We start from the raw sequence: 22,030 nt of genomic DNA, 5'->3' as shown, positions 1-22,030 counted from the left end.
TTGGTCGTCTTGAAGGATCGACGCGATGGCCGTCTCTCATCTACGCAACACGCCCATCACGGGGCAAGTCGTACACCACTCCCGTGGACGCAACCATGGCCAAGCCAGAAGCCAAGCGGTGACGAAACGGGCGGTGCTGGCACCTGTTTGGACGTCGGCGCTGGCCGCCTGCCTCGCAGCTGACGGTGGCCAGCAGATCGCGCCAGCTAGTTCGCAGCAGGCCTTGACGCAAGTCTCGGCAGTGCTCGTGCTTGTCGGCGTACCCGGCCTCGACCGGGTGTGGAGAGCCACCAATGCCGAAACGGACTTGGGGACAGGGGCATAACGGCATGGGGACCTGTCTGGCGAGAAGTGGCTGTTGGAGATGGTGGATTTCCTGGTTCGGGTAGTCGAGGCTGCCGGAGCTCTGATCACCTTCGCGTCGGTGCGATGGTGGCGCTGGTGCGCTTCGTCGTCGTCGCGCTCCGGGATCGCAGTACCGGGAAGTCCGTCCCGGTGCGTCTGGCCCTCGGCCGGTTTATCGGCCTGGAGTTTTAGCTCGCCAGCGCATCCTGCGGACCGCGACCGTGCCCACGCTGCGGGAGGTCGCCGTGTCGGTCGCGGCGATCCGTACCGCGCTGACCTTCCTCCTCGCCTGGGAGATCAGGCAGGAGCGCCGCGAACTCGTCCAGGCCGGGCACCGTCCGCACGCCGACTCGAACCATACGCAGGTGGGCGTCTGGCGTGAGCAGACTGCTCGGGCGCACCTCGCTTGCCTGCGTCGCGGCGGGCCCGGTGCCGGAGGCGGGGTGCTGCTGGTGTCCCGCAGTGGCCGGCTGCCTCTGGAGACACCCCCGACCTGTGGGTGGCTGCGGCCTAGACGTACATAAAGCGTTGGACCAGATCGCGTTCGCCGGTTCGCTGTTGGTGGCGGGCGCCGTCGCCGCGCGGCCATAGACATTGCTGCTCGACTACGGCGGCCCCGATTGGCCGGTCGTTCGGCGCTTCATCACCGACCAGCGCTTCCTCGTTGCGACAGACCGCACCGCCGATGACGGTACCAATGAGCGCTTTTGATCGTGAGTTTTGGCTGGTCGGGCCGTGATGTAGGGCAAGGATGGCGTTGATGATCGCGGTGGCCCGTCGGGGGCAGCAGCGGAGCTTGGTCAGAATCTTCTAGCAACATCGAATCCTGCTCGGCTACCCAGCACCCTCTGTCACCACCGAGCGCGAGGCCACAGCTCACATTCGGTGGCGACAGAACGTATTCGATGTCGTTGTGTTCATGTGCGTGGCGGTCAGCAAGCTCCGGGTGGCCAACCGCGCGGAGGCGTTCCGCACCGCCCGCGACAACGGCTGGCTGTGACGGTGCCGCTCAGATGAGCACGCTCCACGTCACCGGCCCGACGAGGCCGTCGGCGACGAGGCCGTTGCGGCTCTGGAAGGCACGCACCGCGCTGGTGGTGACCGAACCGAAGCCGCCGTCGACGAGGAGGCTGGCACCGCGGGCGTTGAGGGCGGTCTGCAGGCCGCGCACCAGGTCGCCGGAGTTGCCCTCGCGCAGGGGCAGGACGAGCGCGGTCCAGGTGATCGGGCCGACCAGGCCGTCGGCGTAGAGGCCCCGGCTGCTCTGGAAGCTGCGTACCGCGCTGGTGGTGCCGGCCCCGTAGATCCCGTCCACGACGACGGAGATGCCGCGGGCCCGCACCAGGTACTGGATCACCCGGGGCACCCAGCCCGAGGCGCCCTGGCTGACGCTGGGGTAGCCGGTGCTGCCCACCGGGGCCGTCGAGCCGAGGGTGATGCCCCGGTTGGCCAGGAAGACCCGGGGGTCCAGCGAGGTCAGCCGGGGCCGGTGGATCTCGAAGTGCAGGTGCGGTCCGGTCGAGTTGCCGGTGTTGCCCATCAGGCCGATCAGTTGCCCGCAGCTGACCCGCTGGCCGGCGCTGACCAGCACCCGGTGCAGGTGGCCGTAGTAGGAGAAGTAGCTGTCGGCGTGGTTGATGTGGACGCTGTTGCCGGTGCGGCCGGCCAGTGGGCCGCTCGTCGTGTCGCCCGGGTACGAGTTGGTCTTGACGTCCCGGACGGTTCCGTCGGCGGTGGCGTAGATCGGGGTGCCCTGGCTGTTGGCCACGTCCCAGCCGAGGTGACCGGGCCGGCTGGGGCTCTTGTAGCCGGAGGTCAGCGTGCCGCGGGCCGGGTTGCTCCAGCCGGTGACGGCGGCCAACGCGGGGCTGGGCAGGCCGAGCACCCCGATGCCGGCGCCGACGCCCAGCGCCGTGAACAGGGCGCGGCGCCGTGCCGGTACGTGGAGCAGCTGGCCTGTCTCCGGTGCGTCACACATTGTTGCCTCCGATGTTCGTACCGCGAGGGAGGGTTGAACGATGGGGCCTGAATCGTAAAACTTCTATATCGCCGAGAGCAACGGTGAAAACTTTCTACAGGCTGTCACGCATCGTCACCTCCGTGCCCAGCGATCGTTCGTATGAATAGCCAACAGAGGATCCGCTGCGAGTTGGGACCGTCTTCGAACGTCCAACGTGCAACCCCGTTGGTTCTGAGCATCCGTCGGCAGGCTGTGTCCCAGTGCCTGAGGGGAGGTGGCGCCGATGGGTCGACGCCCGGATGTGTTTGTCCGGCGAGTGTCGTTGACCGATGGTCAGCGGTTGCAGCGAATCGCCCGGACGGCGAAGGACGCGGCGCAGCTGCGTCGGGTGCATGATGTCCGCCCAGGGGTGGCCGGTCCTGGACATCGCTTACCTGCTCAAAACCGGCGAGAACGTTAGGAGTTCTTAGAAGGGCGCGTTGCCCCTACCGCGGATTGACATACGACCGACCTCAACTTGGAACGCGGCGGACAAGAATGCCGCCTCGCGCCCATCCGAGAACCGCAACCGGCCGCCGCAGTCTTCGTGGATCTGGTACAGAGCCCCGCCGTTTCGGCTACGGATCACACCGCCCCAGACGCCGACAGCACTGTCCGTTAATCTTAGAGCCGCGATGCCCTCGATCTCGGTGCCATCGTCGAGGATCAGCGTCACCTGACCGTCATACTTATCCATGACGCAGCACGATAGCCCTCAACCCAGCGCTGACGCGATAGTGCCTGCACGAAATGCCCCCACCATAGGGGATGCGTAGGGATACTGCGAGGCCGGCCTCGGCAGATCACTCTTTGCCGCCGGTTACACGGCTGTGAACGTCGAACAGGGCGCCCCGGGAGGCATCGCTCCACCCGTACCCGGCTGCCGCGGTTTGTCGGACCTACAGGCTGAAGGTCCTCACGCTTTCGTCTGGGAAGGCCACCCACCACCAGGACGTACGCCTGTCATGGGGCATGGCGGTTGCTATTCTCGCCCGTTGAGCGGTGTGGTGTGCGAGAGAGCGCGGCGTTGGTGGGTCACCCGGTCGGCTGACGGGTGTAAGAACAATGCCACCTGCATCACCAAATAGGCGACCACGGACACCGTGGTGATGCCGGCCTGCGTCATCCGTCCTTGCGCGGCGGGCCCACACCACGGCGGAGGAGCTGACGGCCACCCGCCGTGACGGCTGCTCCGGCGGGCGCGCCGGAGCAGGCTGACCGGCCGGACGGGCGAAACAGCTCAGCCGCCGGGTAGCCTTCATCGACAAGACCTACGCCTTCTCTGGCTTCTACTAGCAGCGAGACGGTGAGCTGTCGGCGTTGAAGGGCTCGAGGCGTGGACCGCGTGCTGGTGGAATTCTATGGTGGGCCTCTCGACGGCGAGCAGACAGTGACGTCCGACCTGCCCGTCGTCTGGCCATTGCCAACGTCCGCAACATGCGCCAATCAGCCGGTGACGAACCTCGAGCCGCAGCGGCTGAAGACCCAGATGCTCTACGTACGGCGGATTGACCCGGTGACTGGGCGGTTGGCGGTCAACGAGGCAGGTATAGTTATCTACGACTTCCGCGGCTACCTCTGAGCACCATCACCGCGACGACGTGTGCCTACGTGCTCGACTGAGAGTCAACCCAGGCGCATGTCCCATCACGGCGACGCTGGTCCACTTCACCCGATAGACCTCGCTGGTGACCTAGCGGCACTAGGCGCGGGCGCTAAAGGGGGCGCCGAGAACCAACGGCACCTCTTTGTCACGGCGTTGGCAACAGAGAGGTTTCCAACTTCGTTAGAATATCGATCTTGCATACACGATCTCAACGCCATCGACTACTTTCGGCATCCACCGAAAGTAGTCGGGGTGGCAGGGTCACCCGTAGCCGGCGGCGGCCCGCCGCACCAGCCGGCGTGCCTCCTCGCGTGGGACACCGGTAGCGCGGAGCAGGTCGTTGGCGATGGTCCGTAGTTGGGATACGACGATGGTGCCGGAGAAGCCGATGTCCTGACGGCATGCCTTGCCGGCTTCCCGCACCGCCGCCAGTACCCGCTCCCGAGCGCCCACCGGCTCCTCGACGGCGAGGTATTCGCGGTGCAGCATCCGGACCGCCTCGCCGTAGAGCTCGATGGCGGCGGGCAGGTCGGGCGGCACCGGTTCGTCGTCGCGCAGGGCGGTGCCGATCCGACGCACCAGGGCGCGACTGTTGCGGAACGCCCGTTCCATGTGCTCGGCGCCGTCTTTGTAGGCCGTCAGCACACGGCGGCGGTGCCAGCGTAGCGGTGAGTGGCGGGCAACCTCGTCGGCGGCGATGATGACCTCGTCGAGCCGGTCGAGTTCCGGCTCCGCGTCGCGCATCTCGTCGAGCAGTTCCTCGGCGGCGCGGGCGTCACCGTCGGCCAGCGCTCGCGCCGTGACGGTCATTTGTTTGGCGAAGGTGTCGAGTGCGGGGTCGGCGACGCGCCGTAGCGTGCGCATCGGGTTGAGGGGCACGAGGATGAGCACGACCAGCAGCCCGATCGCTCCCCCGATCAGCGCGTTGAGCGTCCGGGGCAGTTCCAGGTCGGGGTTGGTCGGGGTGACGGTGGCGACCAGCACGCCCGTACCGCCGGCCTGGGCCATCAGGGCGCCGGTGCCGCGCACCGCTGCTGCCACGGCGATCGCCACGAAGACGATGGCGCCGGTCTGCCATGCTCCGGTCCCCAGCAGGTTGATCAGCAGGTCACCCACGAGGATCCCAAGCCCTACGCCGGCGACGAGTTCGACGGCGCGGCGGGCGTGGTTGCCGATGGCGGCGGCGATCACACCGACCGCGGCGGCGGGGGCGAAGGTCGGGTCGTGGCTGCCCAGCAACATCCTGGCCGCCAGCCACGCCAGCGCGGCGGCCAGGCCGGCCTGCACCGCAAGGATGAAGTACGTCTGCAACCGTCGGTAGATCTCCTGGCATTGCTGGCGCAGCCGGGAGTCCGCCTTGGTCGCTGCCGGCTTGCACTGTGAGAGCGCCATGGGCGCGGGTACCCGGTTCGCGGGGGTGCCGAACGTCAGGCGGGATGGGCCATGACGCCGGTCAGCGCGACGACGCCGGGCAGCCGGGTGTCCTGGCGCAGGAACTGCACCACCACCGGCACCGGCGAGCGCAGGACGCAGCCGTAGGGGCGGTCCAGGCGTACGGCCTCCGGGTCGATCAGGTCGTTGACCCGTACGTGGCGGATCCGGCGCGCGCCGACCAGGATCCGGTACGGCCCGACGGGCTCGGCGTCCTCGTAGTAGACCTCCAGGCTCACCTCGGTCTCCTCGGCGGTGGCGTTGAGCACGCAGAGCTGGTCGAAGCTGGTGAACGCCGGTTCGGGGCCGTGGCCGGGGAACGGCACGTGCCCGCCCGGCACGACCCAAGTCCGGGCACCGATCTGCGCCATCACGCCTCCTTCAGCAGCCGGGCCAGGTCCGGGGTGAGGAACACCCCGTCGGGGTCGAGTCGGCGCCGCACCGCCTGGAAGTCGTCCCAGCGGGGATAGAGCGGACGCAGCTCGCGGGCGGTCAGCCAGTGTTTCTTGCCCCAGTGCGGCCGGCCGCCGTACTGCCGGAAGACCGCCTCCATGTCCCGGAAGTACTCCTCGTAGGGCAGGGAGGTGTTCTGCAGGCAGGCGATGGTCGCCGTCGGGCGGCCGTAGGCGTTGCTGAGCCAGATGTCGTCGGCGGCGATGCTGCGCACCAGCACCCGCCAGCCGGCGACCCGGCGGTGCCGTTGCCGGATCCGGCGCCGCACCTCCGCGAAGCATGCCGGGAACGCCTCCACCGGCAGCATGTACTCGATCTCCTCGAACCGCAGGTCCCGGTGGCGGGGGATGACCCGGTGGGCGGGGGCCACGTGGAGCTCCCGGAGTTCGTCCACGGTCACCGAGCCCGGTACCCGGGGCGCGTGCCACACCCGCTCGTCCGGCGCCTGGTCGACCCGGTTCATGACCCGCACCTGGGTCAGGTCGCTGCGGGGATACCAGTAGAAGTCCATGTTCCGGTTGGTGTGCTGCAACTCGGCCAGGTGGTCCAGGGTCCAGTCGACGGGCGCGCACCAGGACCGGCGGTGCAGCTGGTAGCGGGGCTGCACGGCCAGCGTGACCCGGGTGAGCACACCGAGGGCGCCCAGTGAGAGCCGGGCGGCCGGCAGGAGTTCCGGGTTGTGCTCGGCGTCGACGTCCAGCGTCTCACCGGTGCCGGTGACCAGCCGGACGCCGGCGACCTGGGTGGAGAGGTTGCCGAAGCCGAGACCCGTGCCGTGGGTGCCGGTGGCGGTCGCGCCGGCGATCGACTGATAGTCGACGTCCCCGAGGTTGTCCATCGCCAGGCCGGCGTCGTACAGACCCTCGCCGAGCGCCCTGAGCCTGGTGCCGGCGTGGACCGTGGCGAGCTGCCCGTCGTCGGCGATCACCCCGGCGAGACGGTCGAGGCTGGCGAGGATCCCGTCGGTGCGCACCAACGGGCTCGACGAGTGCCCGGAGCCCACCGGCCGCAGGGTGGCGCCGCTCTCGCGGGCGCGGCACACCAGCGCCCGCACCTCGTCCTCGTCGGCGGGCTCGGCGTACTCGGCGGGGATGAACGACAGGCTGCCGGACCAGTTCACGAACCCGCGCCCCACGTCGCCTCCTCCCCCCGGCCGGTCGGGCGGCTTACCCGCCGACGGCCAGGGTAGTCGTCGCGCTGCCGAGGTCCGCACGTCCTCGCGCGGTACTGCGCCAAGGCCATGGCCCTGCAGAGTAGGAAGAGGTATGTCCATCGCGAGTGCATTTCGGGTACTTCGTCGTTGTGTTGTGACGTCTCGAGGCCGACGTCGGTGGCGTTGAGGCTGAGTGCCGCCGTGGGGGCTGGAGTCCTCGCCGATGTGGTCCAATCCGCCTTGGGTTCGATAGTTGCGCTCGTGACTGCCGTCGTCATCCTTAGGTTCAGGGAGTCAAGGCAACACACTGGGCTGGAGTTCGATAACCGAGACACTTGCGAGGCCGGTCGTTCAGGCGGGCGGCCAGGGCGTCGAGATCGGCTTGGCTGTGCAGGCCCAGATCGGTGCCCTTCGGTAGGTATTGCCGGATCAGCTTGTTGGTGTTCTCGTTGGTGCCCCGCTGCCATGGGCTGCGCGGTGCGGCGAAGAAAACATCGACTCCTGTGGCTTCGGTGAGCAGCCGGTGGCCGGCGAGTTCCATGCCGCGGTCCCAGGTCAGAGTGCTGAGCTGGCGGGATCCATCAGCGAGAACGCCTGCTGCAGGGCCGGGATGACAGTTGCGGTGTGGCGGCTGGGCAGCGCGACCATGGTCAGGTAGCGCGACTTGCGGTCGACCAGCGTCGCGACCTGGCTGTTCTTGGCCCCGACGATGAGATCTCCTTCGAGGTGGCCAAGCTCGGTCCGTGCGTCAGCCGCGGCAGGCCGTTCCTCGATCGGCCGTGCGCCAACGATCTGGGAACGCCACTGGCCCTTGACCGTGTTCTTCTTGTTCTTGCGGATGGGACGTCCCGTGCGCAGCTTCGCGCACAGCTCACGCGGGATCACCTTCCACCGTATCGTGTAGATCGCGCGGTAGATGCTCTCGTGGCTGATCCGCATGAGCGGGTTGTCGGGGTGCACCAGCCGCAGATGTCCCACGATCTGCTCCGGAGACCACTCGGTCTCCAGCAGCTCGATCACCAGCTGACGTAGCACCAGGTTGTCCTGCAAGGCGGACGGTTTCGGGCGACGCGCCTGCTCCTGAGCGCGTTGCTCAGCGGCGAACGCACGGTATTTCAGCCGGCCGCCGTTGCGGGCGACCTCACGGCTCACGGTGAACGGCGCACGGCCGATGGACACGGCGATCGAACGCATGGAGGCGCCAGCCTCGAGACCGCGAGAGATCGATTCCCGGTCTCCAGGGGTCAACCCATCCGCCCGACGCACCCGCTCGGCCGGCGCGATGCCGCCGTGGTGCTTCAATACCGTGAAGACCGATCCTGGCGGCTTGCCGAGTGCTCGAGAGATCACGCTGATGGACTCACCGGCACGCCAGCGCCGCCACAAGTCTTCTTTTATCGCGTCCGACATTCCCGGCCGACCCATCCGAGCCACGATCCACCCATCCACCCATCCACCAGCAGCGTTGCGTTGATCGTTTGAATCTAAGTCGGCTTTTTTCGCCTCGGAACTCGACCCCACCGGCGACGGTCGTGACGCTCGTCGACGAGCTACGCGATCGCTTCGGGGCCGAGCCCGTCCTCCGGGTCCTCAACATCGCCACCTCCACCTACTACGGCTGGCTCGCCCAAGCCGCCGAACCGTCTGCTCGGCGACGCGAGGACGCGGACCTGGCCGTGGAGATCGCGGAGATCCATGACGTCTCCGGCGGCACCTACGGCAGTCCACGAGTGCCGCCATGCTGCGTCGCCAAGGCCGGAACGTGGGCCGCAAGCGGGTCGAGCGGTTGATGCGCGACGCCGGCCTGCAAGGGGCGTTCCTGCGCAAGAACCGCCTTCCTGCTAACGACCTCGTACAGGATTGGTCGGAGTGAAGAGTCGCTTTATCAGCGGTGAGTGTGGTTCCCGAACTGAATCTCGGTTTCGTGTGAGTAGTTGTCGGGTGACGTGAGTGTGATCCTCATGTTTGACTGGGGTCTATGGGGGCTGGGCAGGCGCGGCTGGCGATTGACTGTGGTAGCGCGAGCACGGCCGCTGTGTTGGCCTGGCCGGATGGCACCTGGACGCCGCTGCTGTTCGGTGGTGAGGCCGAGTTGCCCAGCGCGGTCCTCCTGCCGCCGGAGGGGGACACGCTGACAGGCCATCAGGCTTGGCAGGCCGCCGTCAGCGCCCCAGATAGGTTCATCCCGGCTCCGCGGCAGTCTCCGGAGCAGCACCTGAGCATTGCAGGACAGCAGGTCGAGGTCGTCGACCTAGTCGCCGCGACGTTGCGCCGTGTCGCGGCGCACGCGCAAGACACGGTCGGGTTTCCGTTGCAGGACGTGCGGCTGGTGGTGCCCGCCGGCTGGGGGCCACGCCGACGCACCTGGCTGCGCCACGCCGCCCACCGTGCGGGCCTTCCTCAACCACGTCTTGTCGAGGCCCCGGTGGCGGTTGCCGGGCATCTTCTCGCCACCGGGGTCCAACTGCCGGTCGGGGCGTTCATCGTCGTCTGTGACGTCGGGGCCGGTGCGGAGGTCAGCGTTTTGCGGCGCGGTCCCGCCGGGTTCGAGGTCCTGGCCACCCTGGCGGACCCGGCCGCCGGCGGTACGGCGATCGACGACGCCCTCGCCGCCACGCTGGCGGCCACCAGCCCACCTCAGGGAGATGGCCAGCGGTGGGCTCTCGCGGCGAGTGTTGGCGCGGCGAAGCATGCCCTGGCCGGCCGTGCCGCGGTGACGGTGCCGCTGCCGGATGCGTCGGCCGTGGTGCTCACCGCTGGCCTGCTGGAACAGGCCGCCCAGCCCGTTCTGCAGCGGGTCGCCGACCTGACGGCGGAGGCGATCGCCGCAGCGGAGGTCAGCGTGCAGGATGTTGCCGGTGTCTACTGCGTCGGTGGTGTCGCGCGGCTGCCGCTGCTGCAGAAGGTCCTCACCGAGTCTCTGCCGCTGATGCCGATCGTGGTCGCGGAGCCCGCGACGGCGGCCGTGCGCGGCGCTGCGGATGTCGGCGCTGTTGACGCGGCAGCGGCGGCGGTGTCGTCTGAGGGGGAGCCGGTGCCGCCGGTGCGGCGGGCAGCGGGGATCGCGGTGCCGGGGTTCGCGTCGCTGGGCCTGATCTCCCAGTTCCTTCTCACGGCCGAGTGGCACGGCGCTCTCATGTATCGGCAGGCTTGGCTCAACTGGGGTGAACTGGCGATGGCCGCTGTCTTCGCCATGATCGCCAGCCTCGGCGCCGGCACGGTCCTCGCTTCCGCGCTCGCCGCCCGCCCCACCACCACGCCGGTGAGCCCCGGTTCCCAGATCGGTACGGGGATCCTGGCGTCGGCGTCCCTGGCCGTCGCGGTCGCCGGCATGTACGCCGTGGTCGGCAGCCTCTACATCGGCGAGCCTGTCAACGGCTTCCTCCGTTGGGCGCTGCTGCCTGTCGTGCCGGTCGTCGCTGCCGCGGCGGTGATGGCCCTGGTCGCCGCCCGGCAGTGGCGTATCCCGCAGGGTGGCTGGTCGCGGCTGCTGGCGTTCCCCACCGGGTCGGTGGTCACCGCCGGGCTCGGGATGCTGCTCATCCAGTACTCCGTCACCGCGGACCGGTGGCCGAACATGGTGCTGTGGATCGACATCGCCGGACGGGTCGGCGGCGCGCTCCTGGGCGTCGGGACGGTCATGGCCGTGGTCTCCCAGCCGGTCCTGCGGCTGATCCTGGGCGCGCCCCTGGCGGTCATCACCGCCGCGCTGGTCAGCTGGCCGGCCACGGGAATGCTCGGGGCGATCTACGCGGTCGCCGTGGCCGTGTGGTGGCTGCGCCAGCTGTGGACCCGCCTCCTACGCCCCCACACCCCAGCCAGGCTTCCCGGATGAGCCGACCCGTCGCGTCCCTCGATCGCGTGGCCGTCGGGAAGGATTGGGAATGAGGTGGCCTCGCCGGCTGGCCGGCGCAGCCCTCGTCGCCGCGATGCTGGCGATACCACCCTGGCTGCTGGCCACTCTCACCGAGCCGCCGCTGCCTGGCTGGCCAACCAGCGCGCAGCTACGCCACTGGGTCGCTGACCCACTCACCTCTCGCACGCTCACCGCCGGGCTCACCGCCCTGGCCTGGCTCCTCTGGCTGGGCCTGGCCTACACGGTTGCAGTGACCACCGCCCGCCGGCTACGGGCAGGCGCCCGATGGCTACGCCGCCTACCCCTGCCCACACCGTGGCAGGCCGCCGCCACCAGCATCGCTGGCGCCGCCGCCCTCACCACCGCTCACACCCCCACCACAGACCCCCCGGCCCCACCGGCACCCGTCTCCATCGGCGGCGTCGACCCGCACACCGCCGCCAGGGCGTGGAACCACACCGGCGACGCGGGGGTGGCGGTGCCGGGCGGCTGGCTACCCGACGACACCGCCCAGCAGATCGCCACCGCCGCTGCCTTGCTGTGGCTGCGCCGTCGCCGCGTCTACCAACCCGGCCACACCGGCGAAGCGTCACAGCTGACACCGCTGCCAGCCACGGTCACCGCCGTGCAAGCAGCCGTCGCCGACCGCCAGCAGCCGGCAACCATCTCCAGCACGGTGCCGGACCTGCCGGCCACCGGCGTGGCGTTTACCGGCGATGGCGCCGCCGACGCCGTCCGCGGTGTCCTCGTCACCCGGCTCCTCACCGCCCTACGCGACCCGTCCCACACGACCCGGGTGCTCATCACCCGCGCCGCCCTCACCACCCTCGTGCCCGACATCACCGCAGTGGCCGACTCCATCCCGGGGCTACAGGTCGTGGACACGGGCGAGGAAGCGGTCACGCTGCTGTCCGCCCTTACGACCCCACTAGCAAGGCCCGACGGGGGCCCGACCATGACACCCCTGGTGCTGGTCACCGATCCGCCGTCCGCCGCGACGGCCAGCCGGCTGACCGCCCTGGCGGGGCAGGCCCACATCGTCACGCTCGGTGCCGGGCCACTCGGGCGCACCTGGCACGTCGACCGCCACGGTCACACCCGCGACGAGCAGACTGGGCAGGCAGGACCCCGGCTGTGTGTCCTCGACCAGACCGCCGCGACGCACCTGCTCACCGTCCTCGTCCACCCCACTCCCACAACACAAGACGACGCCGCCACCGAATCCACACCGCCCCGACCTGTCGACGGCGGTCACGCTCGGATCCCCCGCCAGCCCAGCAGACACACCCCGCACACCACGCCCCAGCCACCCGTGCCCCCACCATCCCTCGTCCAATTGCGTGTGCTCGGCCGACCCGCCCTGCTCGTCGACGGACAACCGGTCACGATCCGCCGCAGCGCCGCCCTGCAAGTGCTGGTCTTCCTCGCCGTGCACCCCGACGGCGCCACCACCGCACAACTGGTCCACGCCATCTGGCCCGGCCTACCCGCCCACACCGTCACCCGTCGCCTCTACACCACCCTGAGCGACCTACGCGCCACCATCCGCGCCGCGACCACCGTCGCGATCATCGAACACACCGACGACCGCTACCACCTGGACCCAGGCCAGATCGACGTCGACCTGTGGCAGCTCCACAGCGCGGCCCACCACGCCGCCACCACGCTCACCAACCACTGCGCCGCGTGGCGCGCCGTCATAGACGCCTACACCGGTGACCTCGCCGACAACCACACCTGGCCCTGGGCCGACCCACCACGAGAGGCCACCCGCCGCCTCATCATCGACGCCCACACCGCCGCCGCGTCCACCGAACCCGACCCGCGTCAGGCTCTGAAGATCCTTCAGAGCGGCATCCGCGTCGACCCCTACAACGAGGACCTGCACCGCCGGGCCATCGACATCCTCACCACACTCGGCAACCACAGCGCCGCCGTCCGGCTGCTCGAGGCGTACACCCGCCGGCTCACTCTCGCGGGACTGCACCCGACCGGCAGCAGCCTCCACCGAACCCCGTACGCCAGCAGGGGCCCGGTCAGCCTGTAGCCAACGCATTTCGCCTGCTGCCACCATCCTTTCCGGGATCCACCCGACTCGACCACGACGGAAGCAGCCACGCCGCAGGGCTGCTGACCTGCGGGTGTAAGGCCGTGTGAGGTCGTGTGAGGAGCTGTGACTCCTCAGGCTCCTCCATGGCCATCTCCACGGCCATAGCGTCATCGCATCCGTAGCCCGCAGTCACTCACCGGGATACCGCCGCGCCTTCGGCCAGCACTGCGCGTGCCAACTCAGCGCTAGGACTTGGACGTCTGCGGCGGCCCATGAACGGCACAGGAGGCTCTGTGAGGTCCAGATCAGCGGCCATCGCCGCGAGCATCACGTCGCTGACCTTCACCGCCGCGATATGCGCCTGGCTCGACGCTGCTGACATTTGGCCCGCGCCTCGACTACCGGCCCGGGCGGCCGTGCGGCAGTGGATTCAACAGCCGCTGACCCCCGAGTTCGTCATCACCCTCGTTCAGGGCGCCGCTGTGGTCCTGTGGCTGCTCCTGGCCACCTCCATGCTGACCCGCGCCTACGCACGACTAGCTCATACCCTGCGCTGGCTGCCCGCCCTGCGACTCCCGGGCCCGCTGCAAGGCCTCACCGCCGCCCTGCTCGGTGCCACCGCCGTCAGCTCTGCAGCCGCAGCAACCCCGGCAGCCGCCGCGCCAGCAGCCGGAACCAGCCACGACACCGACCAGCACACCACCCGGCCCTCGACCACTAGCCTGCCCAGCCTAGAGGTGAACGCCGATCGGACGCTGACGCTTATGGCAGCCGGCCGGGAATACACCTACACCGTCGAACGCGGTGACACCCTGTCCGAGATCGCCGAGCAGTGGCTCGGCGATGCCAGCCGCTGGCCGGACATCTTCGCCCTGAACCGCGGCACCCGCTTCGCCGACGTTGGCGGCACCCTGCGCAACCCGAACGTCATCCACCCCGGCTGGACCCTCGACCTGCCCGCCGACGCCACCCCGCCGCCTCGTCACCGGCCCCGCCCCAAACCCTCAACGCCCACACCCCCAGAGGTAGGGAAAAAAGCGCCGGCCCGCGACATCACGCCCCCTGCGGAGCCGACCGCGCCGAGCAAGCCACACGCCCCCGCTCCTAGCGACACGACGACGGCCGCGCCCGACGGCGGGAGCACTGCCGCACCAACACCCAGCAACCCTGCCGATGACGTGACCGCGAGCCAAAGCTCAGCGAGCCAGCCCAGCACCGGCCGGACGCGCGGGATCTCCCTGCCCAGCGGCAGCTGGGTCGACGTCGGCCTCGCTCTGGCCATCGCCGCCGCCGTCGCGCTGGTCTGGATCCACCGGCAACGCCGCTACGTACCCCGCATCCCATCACCGCTGCCCCGCCACGAGGATCCGGACCTAGCGCCCATGCCCCGCGTCGTCGGGCAGATCCGCCGCGGCCTGCGCCACGCCACCGCCCGACCGCACACGACAGGCCGCGGCATTCCGTGCGACGCCGACGACGACCTCAACGACCAAAGCCCTACACACGCTGGCAGCGGCTCGGACGACGTCCACGCCGAGGGCGTCACCAACGCCAACGACGACCGGCACCACAACAGCCCCGACGGCCCTGCCAGTCGCTCGCTGCCGGTGGCGCCAGCACTGACGCACCCGCTGTCAGCGGTGTGGCCGCCAGCGGGCCTGGGCCTGACCGGGCCCGGCGCGGAAGCCGCCGCCCGCGGTTTCCTGGTCGCCGCCCTAGCCGCGGGCCACACGGACCAACCCGACGCGCGCGCCCAGGTGGTGATGCCGTCCGCGACTGCGGCGACCCTGCTGGACACTGACACCGTCACCCTTGTCTCCACACCGAGGCTGACCATCACCGGCAACCTCGACGACGCCCTGCAACTGCTCGAAGCACAGGCGCTGCACCGCACCCGACTGCTCTACCAGCACGAAGTCGACACCGTCACCGACCTTCGGGCCGCCGACCCCGGCGAAGAACCCCTCGCACCGGTCATGCTGCTCGCCGACGCCACCGAACGCCACCAGCGCGCCCGCATCGCCGCCGCGCTCGCCCAGGGCCAACGCTTGGACATTCACGGCGTGCTCCTCGGATCGTGGCCCGAGGGCAACACCATCGACGTCGCCGCCGACGGCGCGACCACCCCCGGCGACGGCGACGCCCGCCACGGCCACCACCCCGCCGACCTCGGCCGGCTCACCGTGCTCAACCCCACCGAGACCGCCGACCTGATCACGACGCTCGCCGAATCCCACACCGGCCAACGGCCCGCACCCGCCCCCGACGCCACGCCCGCGCCACCGCAACCGGCACCCGACTACAGCTCCGGCACGCCGGAGCCAGCAAACCTCACCCGCACGGCAACCAAGACCGAGGAACCTGGCGAGAACTCACCAACCGACGCCGGCTGCCAAGGGGAAGACCGCGACAGCCACGACCCGAACGCCGTCGCCACCACCACCGGCATCGAGGCAGGCCATCACCACAAGGAGACGGCCAACCGCAGCGTCGACGTCGATCTCGCAGACACCAGCATCCACCACAACGGCCAGCCCAGCGCCCTCGCCGAGCAGGCCCCACCGCGGAAGCCGCAGCGCGGCCGGGTCGAGGTGAACGTGCTCGGCGCGCCCGCTCTCGTCGACTACGACCCGGGCCGCAGTCTGCGCGCCAAGTCCCTTGAACTGCTGGTGTACCTGGCGGTCCGCGACGGCAGCGCCTCCACCGAGGCGATCCTCGACGACCTGCTGCCCGAGGCTCCCGCCAGCAAAGCCCTGCACCGCCTCCACACCTACGTGTCCGACCTGCGCGCCGTGCTACGACACAACGCCGGTCCCGGTACCTACCTCACCCACCACAACCACCGCTACCAGCTCAACGCTGACCGCTTCGACATCGACCTGTGGCGCATGCGGGCAGCGATCCGCGCCGCCGACACCGCCACCGCCGGGCCCGAACGCATCGCGGCGCTACGCCGCGCCGTCGACACCTACCGCCCCCTCGCTGAGGACTGTGACTACGAATGGCTGGAACCACACCGCCACGCTGTTCGCCAGGAAGCCTTCGACGCCGCAGTCGCCCTCCTCGATGAGCTCGCCGGACAACCCGCCGACCAGGCCGCCGTCCTCGACACCGCACTGCACCAACACCCCTACGCCGAAACCCTGTACCAGACCGCGATGCGCGTCCATGCGCAGCTCGGTCACCCCGACACCGTCCACGCCCTACACCGCACCCTGACCCGCCGTCTCGCCGAGATCGACGCCGACCCCCATCACGACACCGTCACCCTGGCCGCCCGCCTCCTCACCGAGCAGGGCCAACGCAAGTCCACCGGCCGCGCCCGCCAGCTCCCCAACGAGCCGGGACCGATCGCATGAGCACGCCAGCGCCCACCACGACAGCGGCGCACGGGCCCGTGAACCAGGCGGACCCCTCGGCGTCTGTCAAACAGTTACGCCGGCTGCGGTGGGCGGTACGAGCCGCGCTCACCCTCGGCCTGGCCGCCTCCATCGCCGCGAACGTCCTCCACGCCCGACCGAACCCGATCAGCCAGATCATCGCCGCGTGGCCGCCCCTGGCACTCCTGCTCACCGTCGAGCTGATCTCCCGCGTCCCCCAGCACCGCCGCTCCCTCGGCATAATCCGCATCGCCGCGACCGCCGTCGTCGCCGCCATCGCCACCTGGGTCTCCTACTGGCACCTCGTCGGCGTCGCCGCCCACTACGGCGAAACCCAAGCCGGAGCCTCATACCTGCTGCCCATCTCCGTGGACGGGCTCGTCATCGTCGCCAGCGTCAGCCTCGTTGAAATCACTGGCAGAATCCGCGCCACCGCGCCCACGTCTGCCTCTCGGTCCGACACCACACCGGCCGCAGCATCAATGACCCCGCCAGCCACCGCGGACACCGCGCTGCAGCGGCCGAGCACAGGGACGCCACCCGCTGCCGCGACGCCCCCCACCACAGGTCGAGACGCCCCTCCGCCAGGAGCCGGCCAAGCCCAAGACCACTCCGGAGCCGCGGCTTTCACGGCCGGCTCAGACGCACTTTCCCAGCCCGTCATCACCGCCACGCGTCACGGACCCGCACGTCCAGCCGACCCGATCTCAACGCCAGAAGCAGCCGACAACGCCATCATCGCCCGGGCATCGTCATCCGTTCCACCCGCAGAAGCACCATGCCGGCATGGTCAGCCAGCACACGACCTCCCTGGTCAGGAAACCCCCGCACCCCACCCGAACATCGAACCAAGGCGCCTACGCCGGCGCGGCAGCCCGCACGGCGGCCCAACTCCCGAAGTCGCGCCGACGCCGCCAGCCGCCACCCTGCGGAAACCACCCGACGACAACGACGACGCCGACGGACAGCCCGTGCGGGCCCCAGATGGGACGCTGGAAGAGCACGACGTGCCATCTGGCACCGCCGCCGCCGTGGCGTACTGGCACCGCCGAGACCCCAGTCTCCGCCCCGCCCAAATCGCCGCACGCATCGGCCGGTCCGAGCGCACCGTCCGCCGGTACTGGCCGCCACCGCCACCAGACGGCACGGCGCACGTCAACTCACCTCGCCGACAGCCTCCGCCGCTGACGCCCCACGCCAAAACCGCCTCGGAGCAGAGGGAGCCCCGCTGCCGGGTCCGAGTCCACTCCGGAGCGGCTGGGCAGGCGCCACCGGATCGCCGACGGCGGACCCCCGCAGGACGCGACCGAACGACAAAAGGATCGCGTCTCCTGCTCCCAGGCGCCGGTCAGGTCCAGCCGGACCGATTTGCTTGCACGAAAAAGGAACCGGGTGCGGTGGCGGGCTGGACAGGGGCCCTGCCCAGCCCACCGTTCATCGTGAGGCCGCAAAGGGGCACCCGTCAGGTGTGGCGCCCAGCAGTGCGCGCTGTGCCTGCGGCTGCCGACGCCGTGGCCACGCCCCTGGACTTCTGCCCGTCAGCGGGCGCTTCCTTGCTCGACGGCGCGTCCGTCCCTTCAGGGACAGCCAATGAACGGCTGCACCGACGCCGGGTAGGCGTAGCCGTCGTCCCACGGGAAGCAGCCTGCCGGGTCGGGCCAAGCAATATGCTGCACGCGGACCTGCTGGTGGCCGTATCGGGCAATCGCGGCGCCCGGGTGCAGTTGTTCGGTGGGGGCACCGTCGATGATGGTCACGTCGTAGCCGACGATCAGGTCGCCGAGCCGTTGGCCGTGGGTGAAGCGCTCGGCCTGGTCGTAGACGCGGGCAGCTAGGTCGTTGAGCAGTTGCTGGGAAACGGCGGGGTCGAGGCCAGCAATCAGCAGTTCGGGATAGCCGTGGGCGGTGAGCCCGACGGTGTAGGCGAACGGGACGCTGTCGTCGGTGTCGTCCGCGCCGGGGTGGACGAGTCACCGACCAGCCGACCCGGTCGATGATCTCGCTCTGGTGGCGCATGAAGTCCTCGGTGCTGGTCACCGGTCAGCTCCTTCCGTTCTGTCGTGAAGCTCCCTCGGTTGGGGTGGGTCGACCTCGACGAAGCCCCAGAGCCCCTCCATGAGTTCCAGGGCTCGGGTGCGGTAGCGGTCGGCGAACCCGCGGCAGATCGCGGGTTTGGCGCGCGGGTAGAGGTAGTTCGGCAAAGTGTCGTGACAGATGATGTAGCGCTCTTGCTCGCGGGCCTGCGTGACGAGGGCACGCAGCTGTCCCGCTTCAAGGTGCATGCGGTTGCCGGGGGCGAAGATGCAGGTGTCGCATTGCCGCGACAGCAGCCGCGACTTCCCCAGGACCGGATCGCCGACGCTGAGGGGCTCGTCAACATTCGGTTCGACAGGATCGTCGCCGGGAGTGGATACGTGTTGCATGACGTCTTCCTTCGTCTCACGGCAGGGAGCGTCGCCGGATGGCGACGCTCCCTGGTGTCGGCTGAGATGTGGTGCGAATGGGTGTGGCTGCTGGCGCCAGGGCTGGACCGGCGGCCCGCTGACCGCATCTGGCGGGCCGGGCTGGTCGAGGTGCAATCACTGCCCTGTGACGGGCGTTGGGACTGTTCGCTGGGCGTACGGGCGCTGCCGTAGCTCAGGCAGCGCGGGGCTGAGTGTGGGCTGGTCGGAACCAACCGTTGAGTGGGTTGGCGGTGGTGAGCACCCGGGCGCGGCCTCGCGCTCGCGGCTGGGGGCGGCTGGCGGCTTGCTGGGCACGGTGGGCGTCGCGTCTGGGTGGGCAGGGGTACGCCTGGCCGGCGCAGCGCAGGTTGGTGCAGCGGCCGGGCGAGTGCGGCCGCGGTTGATGGGCGGCGGCGACGTCGCTGGCGAGCAGCCACAGCAGGATGTCGGTGACCGCGTGCGGTATTGCGCGGCGGTGCTGGGAGACCATGACTTGATGCCCCTTTCCGTTGGGTTCGGCGGATATAGGCCGCCATTCCTGCGGCAGCGGCATGGGTTGTCGCGGTCGGGTGCGCCGCAGGGGTGGCAGGGCCGAGGTGCAGTCACGCTCGACTTTGCGTATTGATCAAGTCGCCGGCCGGCCCCGGGCGAAATTTGTCGGTGTACTCATGGGCGATCCGGCTGGAGCATCGCCGAGGCGGACCGTCCGGTGTCCGGGGTGGTTCAGTCGCCGCGATGGATGAGGGAACAGTCGGGCGTAGCGGGGTCGTCGTGGCGGTAGTCGCCGAGGCGGGCGCCCTAGGCAGGGTCTCGAAGTCGGGTACGGCGTGTCGGCAATCGATAGACGGCGAGGTCTCCGACACGACCTAGGCCTCGGGCCATCGCGTGGGTACCTGGGGCAGGCTGAGGTCGCCGTCCAGGCTGCGGGTGTTGGCGGCCGTCAGGTCGGTGATGCCTGGGTATGGGCGCTTGTTGGGCCGATCAGGCATGGGTGATGGGTGGCGGCACCCCAGGGACAGGTCCAGCGACCGCGACGTGCACTCAGCGCGGCACGAAGCGGATGATCGCCACCACCAACAGGAGTAGCGGTATGGCGGCGAGGCTCCCGCGGAGGACGGGCCAGCCGATCTGGCCCTTCTTGCTCGGAAAGAGCCAGAGCAGGATCAAACCGGCGATCAGGGTGACGAGCAGCCACGGCGCACCGACGTTAATTCCGAAGACCAACATCCTGTCCCAGAGTGAGTCGACATAGTGCACTCGTTCGTGAGATTGCCGACTGAGTACGACGATGTAGGCGACGATTGCCAGCAGATGCCAGCCGAGCAGGACCAAGGATGCGGGGACCGGCTTCCGCTTTACGGTGTCATGGGTGCCGATCTTTAGCATGTAGCTCCTACCCCAACAGGCAGCCAACAGTCACTGCTCCATTACTAACAGCAGAGACCGAGTTGGTCCAGGCCGCCGACGCGAGGTGGGTGGACGGCATCACCGACGTCGGGCTGTCCGACGCCCCCACCCTGGCCGAGGTCCTGCCGGCGCCAGGAAGAGGTAGGTCTCAATGACATACCTCCAGCCGGACCACGAAGGATGGTCCACCTAGGTCGCGTCTCGAAGTGCATGTAGCCACTCGTTGATGGCGGTGACGTGGATGGTGGCTTCGTAGCGGACGGCCAGCTTGTCGCATCGGGTGGCCAGGCCCCGGTGGCGTTTGAGCCGGTTGATGCCGCACTCGACGGCGTGGCGCTGCCGGTAGACCTCGGGGTCGAAGGCGGATGGCCGGCCGCTGCGGAGCCTTTGGCGCGGCGGTGCGCGTCCTGGTCGACCTTGCTGGGGATGCAGGCCTTGATCCCACGGCGGCGCAGGTGGGCGCGGTTGACGCGGGAGGTGTAGGCACGGTCGGCGATGACCCGGGCCGGTCGCACCCGGGGGCGGCCGGTGCCGAGTCGAGGTACACGGATAACGGCCAGCACCGCGGCGAACTGCGGGCTGTCACCGCGATGCCCAGCGGTCAGCAGCATCGACAGCGGCTTACCGCCCTGCTCACACGCCAGGTGCAACTTCGTGGTCCACCCGCCGCGCGAACGCCCGAGCGCGTGGTCGACTGGCTCCGTCACCACCCCGCCCGGCGGCTCGGCCTGCTGCTGCGGGCACCGACGTGCGCCAGCGGCGTGCTGGTGGGCACGAGCGATGGTGGAGTCGACGCTGACATCCCAGGTGATCAACCCAGCCGCGTCGGCGCGAGCCTGCAACCCGGTCACGATCTGCTGCCAAACCCCAGCCCGCTGCCACCGTCGAAACAGCGCGTACACCGCCTGCCAGGAGCCGTAACACGCCGGCACATCCCGCCACGGCGCACCGACCCGAACCCGCCACCGGATGCCGTCCATGAGCTGCCGCTTGCTCCACTGCGACGGCCGACCTGGCCGCTTACCCGCAGGCAGCAGCGGCTCCGGCACCACCCACTGCGCGTCGGCCAGGTCGTGCCGCCTCGTCACCGCTACGGTGGCCACGAGGTCTCCGGTATTCAGGTCCTTCTTGGTCGAAAAACCCTCTACCGGAGACCTCGCCGTCTATCGATCACCGACACACCGCACCCGACTTCGAGACACTGCCTAGTGGGCGGGCTGCCCGCAGTGCCGGCAACGCATCGGCTGCGCCTGGCTGAGGTCGTGACCGTCGGGGTCGTAGGCGGTGGTGTGGTCGTGTGCGGAGAACGCGCACGTGCCGTGGGTGCCGTACGGACGGTCGCCCTGGCGTAGTCGGGCGACGACCAGGCCTACACTGCGACGATGTCGGCGGATGAGGGTGTCATCGCAGGCCGGCGGGGGTGTCGGTGGTGGTGTCGATGTCGCCGGGGGTGGCGTCGTCTCGGGTGGCGTTGTCCCAGTCGAGGTCGATGTCGTGGCTCGTGCCGGTGAGTGCGGCGTCGATGGCGGCCTCGGCGGCCTCGACGGCGTCGTCCTGGCTGGTGGCGGTGACCTCGATCATCAGCGGCAGGGTGAGGCGGACCTGCCAGTGGCGGGGCAGTCCCGGCAACTCCAGGGCATGCAGGATCCGGTCGGTTGGCGTCCGGGTCGATGTCCTCCTCGGCGGCGGCGTCGCGCAGTGTCTGCCACACGTGCCGGCGCAGGGCCGCCTGCTGGTCGTTGATGACCGCTGGCGGGGTGGTCACGGTCAGGGCAGGCTGCTGGGCGTGGAGGTGGTCGTGGATGCGTGCGGCGGTGTGGGTGAGCCATCCCAGCGGAGCTGGTTGGCCGGGGTGGAAGGCGTCCCACGCGTCGCGTAGGACCGCCTCGAGGCTCGTGGGTTGTTG

17 protein-coding genes and 3 pseudogenes are annotated in these 22,030 nt (G+C 69.6%); 8 read left to right on the top strand and 12 right to left on the bottom strand.

Annotation, left to right across the window (positions count from 1 at the left end; genetic code table 11):
- Window positions 1–364 precede the first annotated feature (364 nt).
- Window positions 365–695, top strand: a pseudogene (locus tag ACGFIR_RS30930) (DUF1622 domain-containing protein); the annotation flags it as partial.
- 659 nt (window positions 696–1,354) lie between these two features.
- Here the strand turns inward: ACGFIR_RS30930 and ACGFIR_RS30925 are convergent.
- Both ACGFIR_RS30925 and ACGFIR_RS30920 read right to left on the bottom strand, forming a co-directional pair.
- On the bottom strand, window positions 1,355–2,323 hold the full coding sequence (locus tag ACGFIR_RS30925) for a peptidoglycan DD-metalloendopeptidase family protein (RefSeq protein ID WP_393008572.1): 969 nt from the start codon (window positions 2,321–2,323) through the stop codon (window positions 1,355–1,357).
- Window positions 2,324–2,771: 448 nt separating this feature from the next.
- On the bottom strand, window positions 2,772–3,041 hold the full coding sequence (locus ACGFIR_RS30920) for a hypothetical protein (protein WP_393008574.1): 270 nt from the start codon (window positions 3,039–3,041) through the stop codon (window positions 2,772–2,774).
- 639 nt (window positions 3,042–3,680) lie between these two features.
- Here ACGFIR_RS30920 and ACGFIR_RS30915 point away from each other — a divergent pair.
- On the top strand, window positions 3,681–3,926 hold the full coding sequence (locus tag ACGFIR_RS30915) for a hypothetical protein (RefSeq protein WP_393008576.1): 246 nt from the start codon (window positions 3,681–3,683) through the stop codon (window positions 3,924–3,926).
- A 285-nt stretch (window positions 3,927–4,211) separates the two neighbouring features.
- Here ACGFIR_RS30915 and ACGFIR_RS30910 read toward each other — a convergent pair whose 3' ends face one another.
- The 5 genes from ACGFIR_RS30910 to ACGFIR_RS30890 form a co-directional block, all read right to left on the bottom strand.
- Window positions 4,212–5,342 carry an FUSC family protein gene (locus ACGFIR_RS30910; RefSeq protein ID WP_393148886.1) on the bottom strand — a complete coding sequence of 377 codons (1,131 nt, stop codon included), beginning with the start codon at window positions 5,340–5,342 and terminating at the stop codon, window positions 4,212–4,214.
- A 35-nt stretch (window positions 5,343–5,377) separates the two neighbouring features.
- Window positions 5,378–5,752: a sensory rhodopsin transducer gene (locus tag ACGFIR_RS30905; protein WP_393148884.1), complete on the bottom strand. Its 375-nt coding sequence runs from the start codon at window positions 5,750–5,752 to the stop codon at window positions 5,378–5,380.
- Entirely contained in the window at window positions 5,752–6,969 is a 1,218-nt protein-coding gene (locus tag ACGFIR_RS30900) for a D-arabinono-1,4-lactone oxidase (protein WP_393148882.1), read from the bottom strand. Before ACGFIR_RS30900 ends, ACGFIR_RS30905 begins: the two co-directional genes overlap by 1 nt.
- Before the next feature lie 304 nt (window positions 6,970–7,273).
- Window positions 7,274–7,528 carry an IS30 family transposase gene (locus tag ACGFIR_RS30895; RefSeq protein ID WP_393008869.1) on the bottom strand — a complete coding sequence of 85 codons (255 nt, stop codon included), beginning with the start codon at window positions 7,526–7,528 and terminating at the stop codon, window positions 7,274–7,276.
- A gap of 14 nt (window positions 7,529–7,542) precedes the next feature.
- Window positions 7,543–8,412, bottom strand: coding sequence for an IS30 family transposase (locus ACGFIR_RS30890; RefSeq protein WP_393148880.1), 870 nt, complete (start codon window positions 8,410–8,412; stop codon window positions 7,543–7,545).
- Window positions 8,413–8,519: 107 nt separating this feature from the next.
- Between ACGFIR_RS30890 and ACGFIR_RS30885 the strand changes: the two genes are divergently transcribed.
- The 6 genes and pseudogenes from ACGFIR_RS30885 to ACGFIR_RS30860 form a co-directional block, all read left to right on the top strand.
- Window positions 8,520–8,777 (top strand): hypothetical protein, encoded by a 258-nt coding sequence (locus tag ACGFIR_RS30885; RefSeq protein ID WP_393008875.1) that lies wholly within the window; start codon window positions 8,520–8,522, stop codon window positions 8,775–8,777.
- Window positions 8,726–8,860 (top strand): IS3 family transposase, encoded by a 135-nt coding sequence (locus ACGFIR_RS30880; RefSeq protein ID WP_393008873.1) that lies wholly within the window; start codon window positions 8,726–8,728, stop codon window positions 8,858–8,860. The genes ACGFIR_RS30885 and ACGFIR_RS30880 overlap by 52 nt, the downstream gene beginning before the upstream one ends.
- A gap of 162 nt (window positions 8,861–9,022) precedes the next feature.
- Window positions 9,023–10,822: an Hsp70 family protein gene (locus ACGFIR_RS30875; protein ID WP_393148878.1), complete on the top strand. Its 1,800-nt coding sequence runs from the start codon at window positions 9,023–9,025 to the stop codon at window positions 10,820–10,822.
- A 49-nt stretch (window positions 10,823–10,871) separates the two neighbouring features.
- Complete coding sequence (locus ACGFIR_RS30870; RefSeq protein ID WP_393148876.1) at window positions 10,872–12,890, top strand: BTAD domain-containing putative transcriptional regulator; 2,019 nt, start codon at window positions 10,872–10,874, stop codon at window positions 12,888–12,890.
- 296 nt (window positions 12,891–13,186) lie between these two features.
- A complete protein-coding gene (locus tag ACGFIR_RS30865; protein WP_393148874.1) occupies window positions 13,187–16,252 on the top strand; it encodes a BTAD domain-containing putative transcriptional regulator in 3,066 nt (1,021 codons plus the stop codon).
- A pseudogene (locus tag ACGFIR_RS30860) lies at window positions 16,249–16,611 on the top strand (hypothetical protein); the annotation flags it as partial. The gene ACGFIR_RS30865 and the pseudogene ACGFIR_RS30860, both read left to right, overlap by 4 nt.
- A gap of 1,239 nt (window positions 16,612–17,850) precedes the next feature.
- On the opposite strand, the pseudogene ACGFIR_RS30855 reads toward ACGFIR_RS30860, so the two are convergent.
- The 5 genes and pseudogenes from ACGFIR_RS30855 to ACGFIR_RS30835 all read right to left on the bottom strand — a co-directional run.
- Window positions 17,851–18,162: pseudogene (locus ACGFIR_RS30855) on the bottom strand (DUF4262 domain-containing protein); the annotation flags it as partial.
- Between the two features lie 144 nt (window positions 18,163–18,306).
- A complete protein-coding gene (locus ACGFIR_RS30850; protein WP_393148872.1) occupies window positions 18,307–18,696 on the bottom strand; it encodes a hypothetical protein in 390 nt (129 codons plus the stop codon).
- Between the two features lie 1,062 nt (window positions 18,697–19,758).
- Window positions 19,759–20,103 (bottom strand): hypothetical protein, encoded by a 345-nt coding sequence (locus tag ACGFIR_RS30845; protein WP_393148870.1) that lies wholly within the window; start codon window positions 20,101–20,103, stop codon window positions 19,759–19,761.
- 210 nt (window positions 20,104–20,313) lie between these two features.
- Window positions 20,314–21,227 (bottom strand): IS5 family transposase gene (locus tag ACGFIR_RS30840; RefSeq protein ID WP_393148868.1). Its coding sequence is split into 2 segments (ribosomal slippage): window positions 20,314–20,507 and window positions 20,507–21,227, totalling 915 coding nucleotides; the frame shifts between segments, so codons are not numbered across the junction.
- 298 nt (window positions 21,228–21,525) lie between these two features.
- On the bottom strand, window positions 21,526–21,705 hold the full coding sequence (locus tag ACGFIR_RS30835; RefSeq protein ID WP_393148866.1) for a hypothetical protein: 180 nt from the start codon (window positions 21,703–21,705) through the stop codon (window positions 21,526–21,528).
- Window positions 21,706–22,030: the final 325 nt, after the last annotated feature.

It is taken from the genome of Micromonospora sp. NPDC049051, from assembly GCF_043197575.1.
Lineage (GTDB): Bacteria > Actinomycetota > Actinomycetes > Mycobacteriales > Micromonosporaceae > Micromonospora.
This window is presented reverse-complemented; position numbering and strand designations above follow the sequence as displayed.

Bases quoted from the DNA above. Each gene is read 5' to 3' on its own strand.
- ACGFIR_RS30925 (WP_393008572.1), bottom strand. From the start codon at position 2,323: ATGTGTGACGCACCGGAGACAGGCCAGCTGCTCCACGTACCGGCACGG.
- ACGFIR_RS30920 (WP_393008574.1), bottom strand. From the start codon at position 3,041: ATGGATAAGTATGACGGTCAGGTGACGCTGATCCTCGACGATGGCACC.
- ACGFIR_RS30910 (WP_393148886.1), bottom strand. From the start codon at position 5,342: ATGGCGCTCTCACAGTGCAAGCCGGCAGCGACCAAGGCGGACTCCCGG.
- ACGFIR_RS30905 (WP_393148884.1), bottom strand. From the start codon at position 5,752: ATGGCGCAGATCGGTGCCCGGACTTGGGTCGTGCCGGGCGGGCACGTG.
- ACGFIR_RS30895 (WP_393008869.1), bottom strand. From the start codon at position 7,528: ATGGAACTCGCCGGCCACCGGCTGCTCACCGAAGCCACAGGAGTCGAT.
- ACGFIR_RS30890 (WP_393148880.1), bottom strand. From the start codon at position 8,412: ATGGGTCGGCCGGGAATGTCGGACGCGATAAAAGAAGACTTGTGGCGG.
- ACGFIR_RS30880 (WP_393008873.1), top strand. From the start codon at position 8,726: ATGCTGCGTCGCCAAGGCCGGAACGTGGGCCGCAAGCGGGTCGAGCGG.
- ACGFIR_RS30870 (WP_393148876.1), top strand. From the start codon at position 10,872: ATGAGGTGGCCTCGCCGGCTGGCCGGCGCAGCCCTCGTCGCCGCGATG.
- ACGFIR_RS30850 (WP_393148872.1), bottom strand. From the start codon at position 18,696: ATGCAACACGTATCCACTCCCGGCGACGATCCTGTCGAACCGAATGTT.
- ACGFIR_RS30845 (WP_393148870.1), bottom strand. From the start codon at position 20,103: ATGCTAAAGATCGGCACCCATGACACCGTAAAGCGGAAGCCGGTCCCC.
- ACGFIR_RS30835 (WP_393148866.1), bottom strand. From the start codon at position 21,705: ATGATCGAGGTCACCGCCACCAGCCAGGACGACGCCGTCGAGGCCGCC.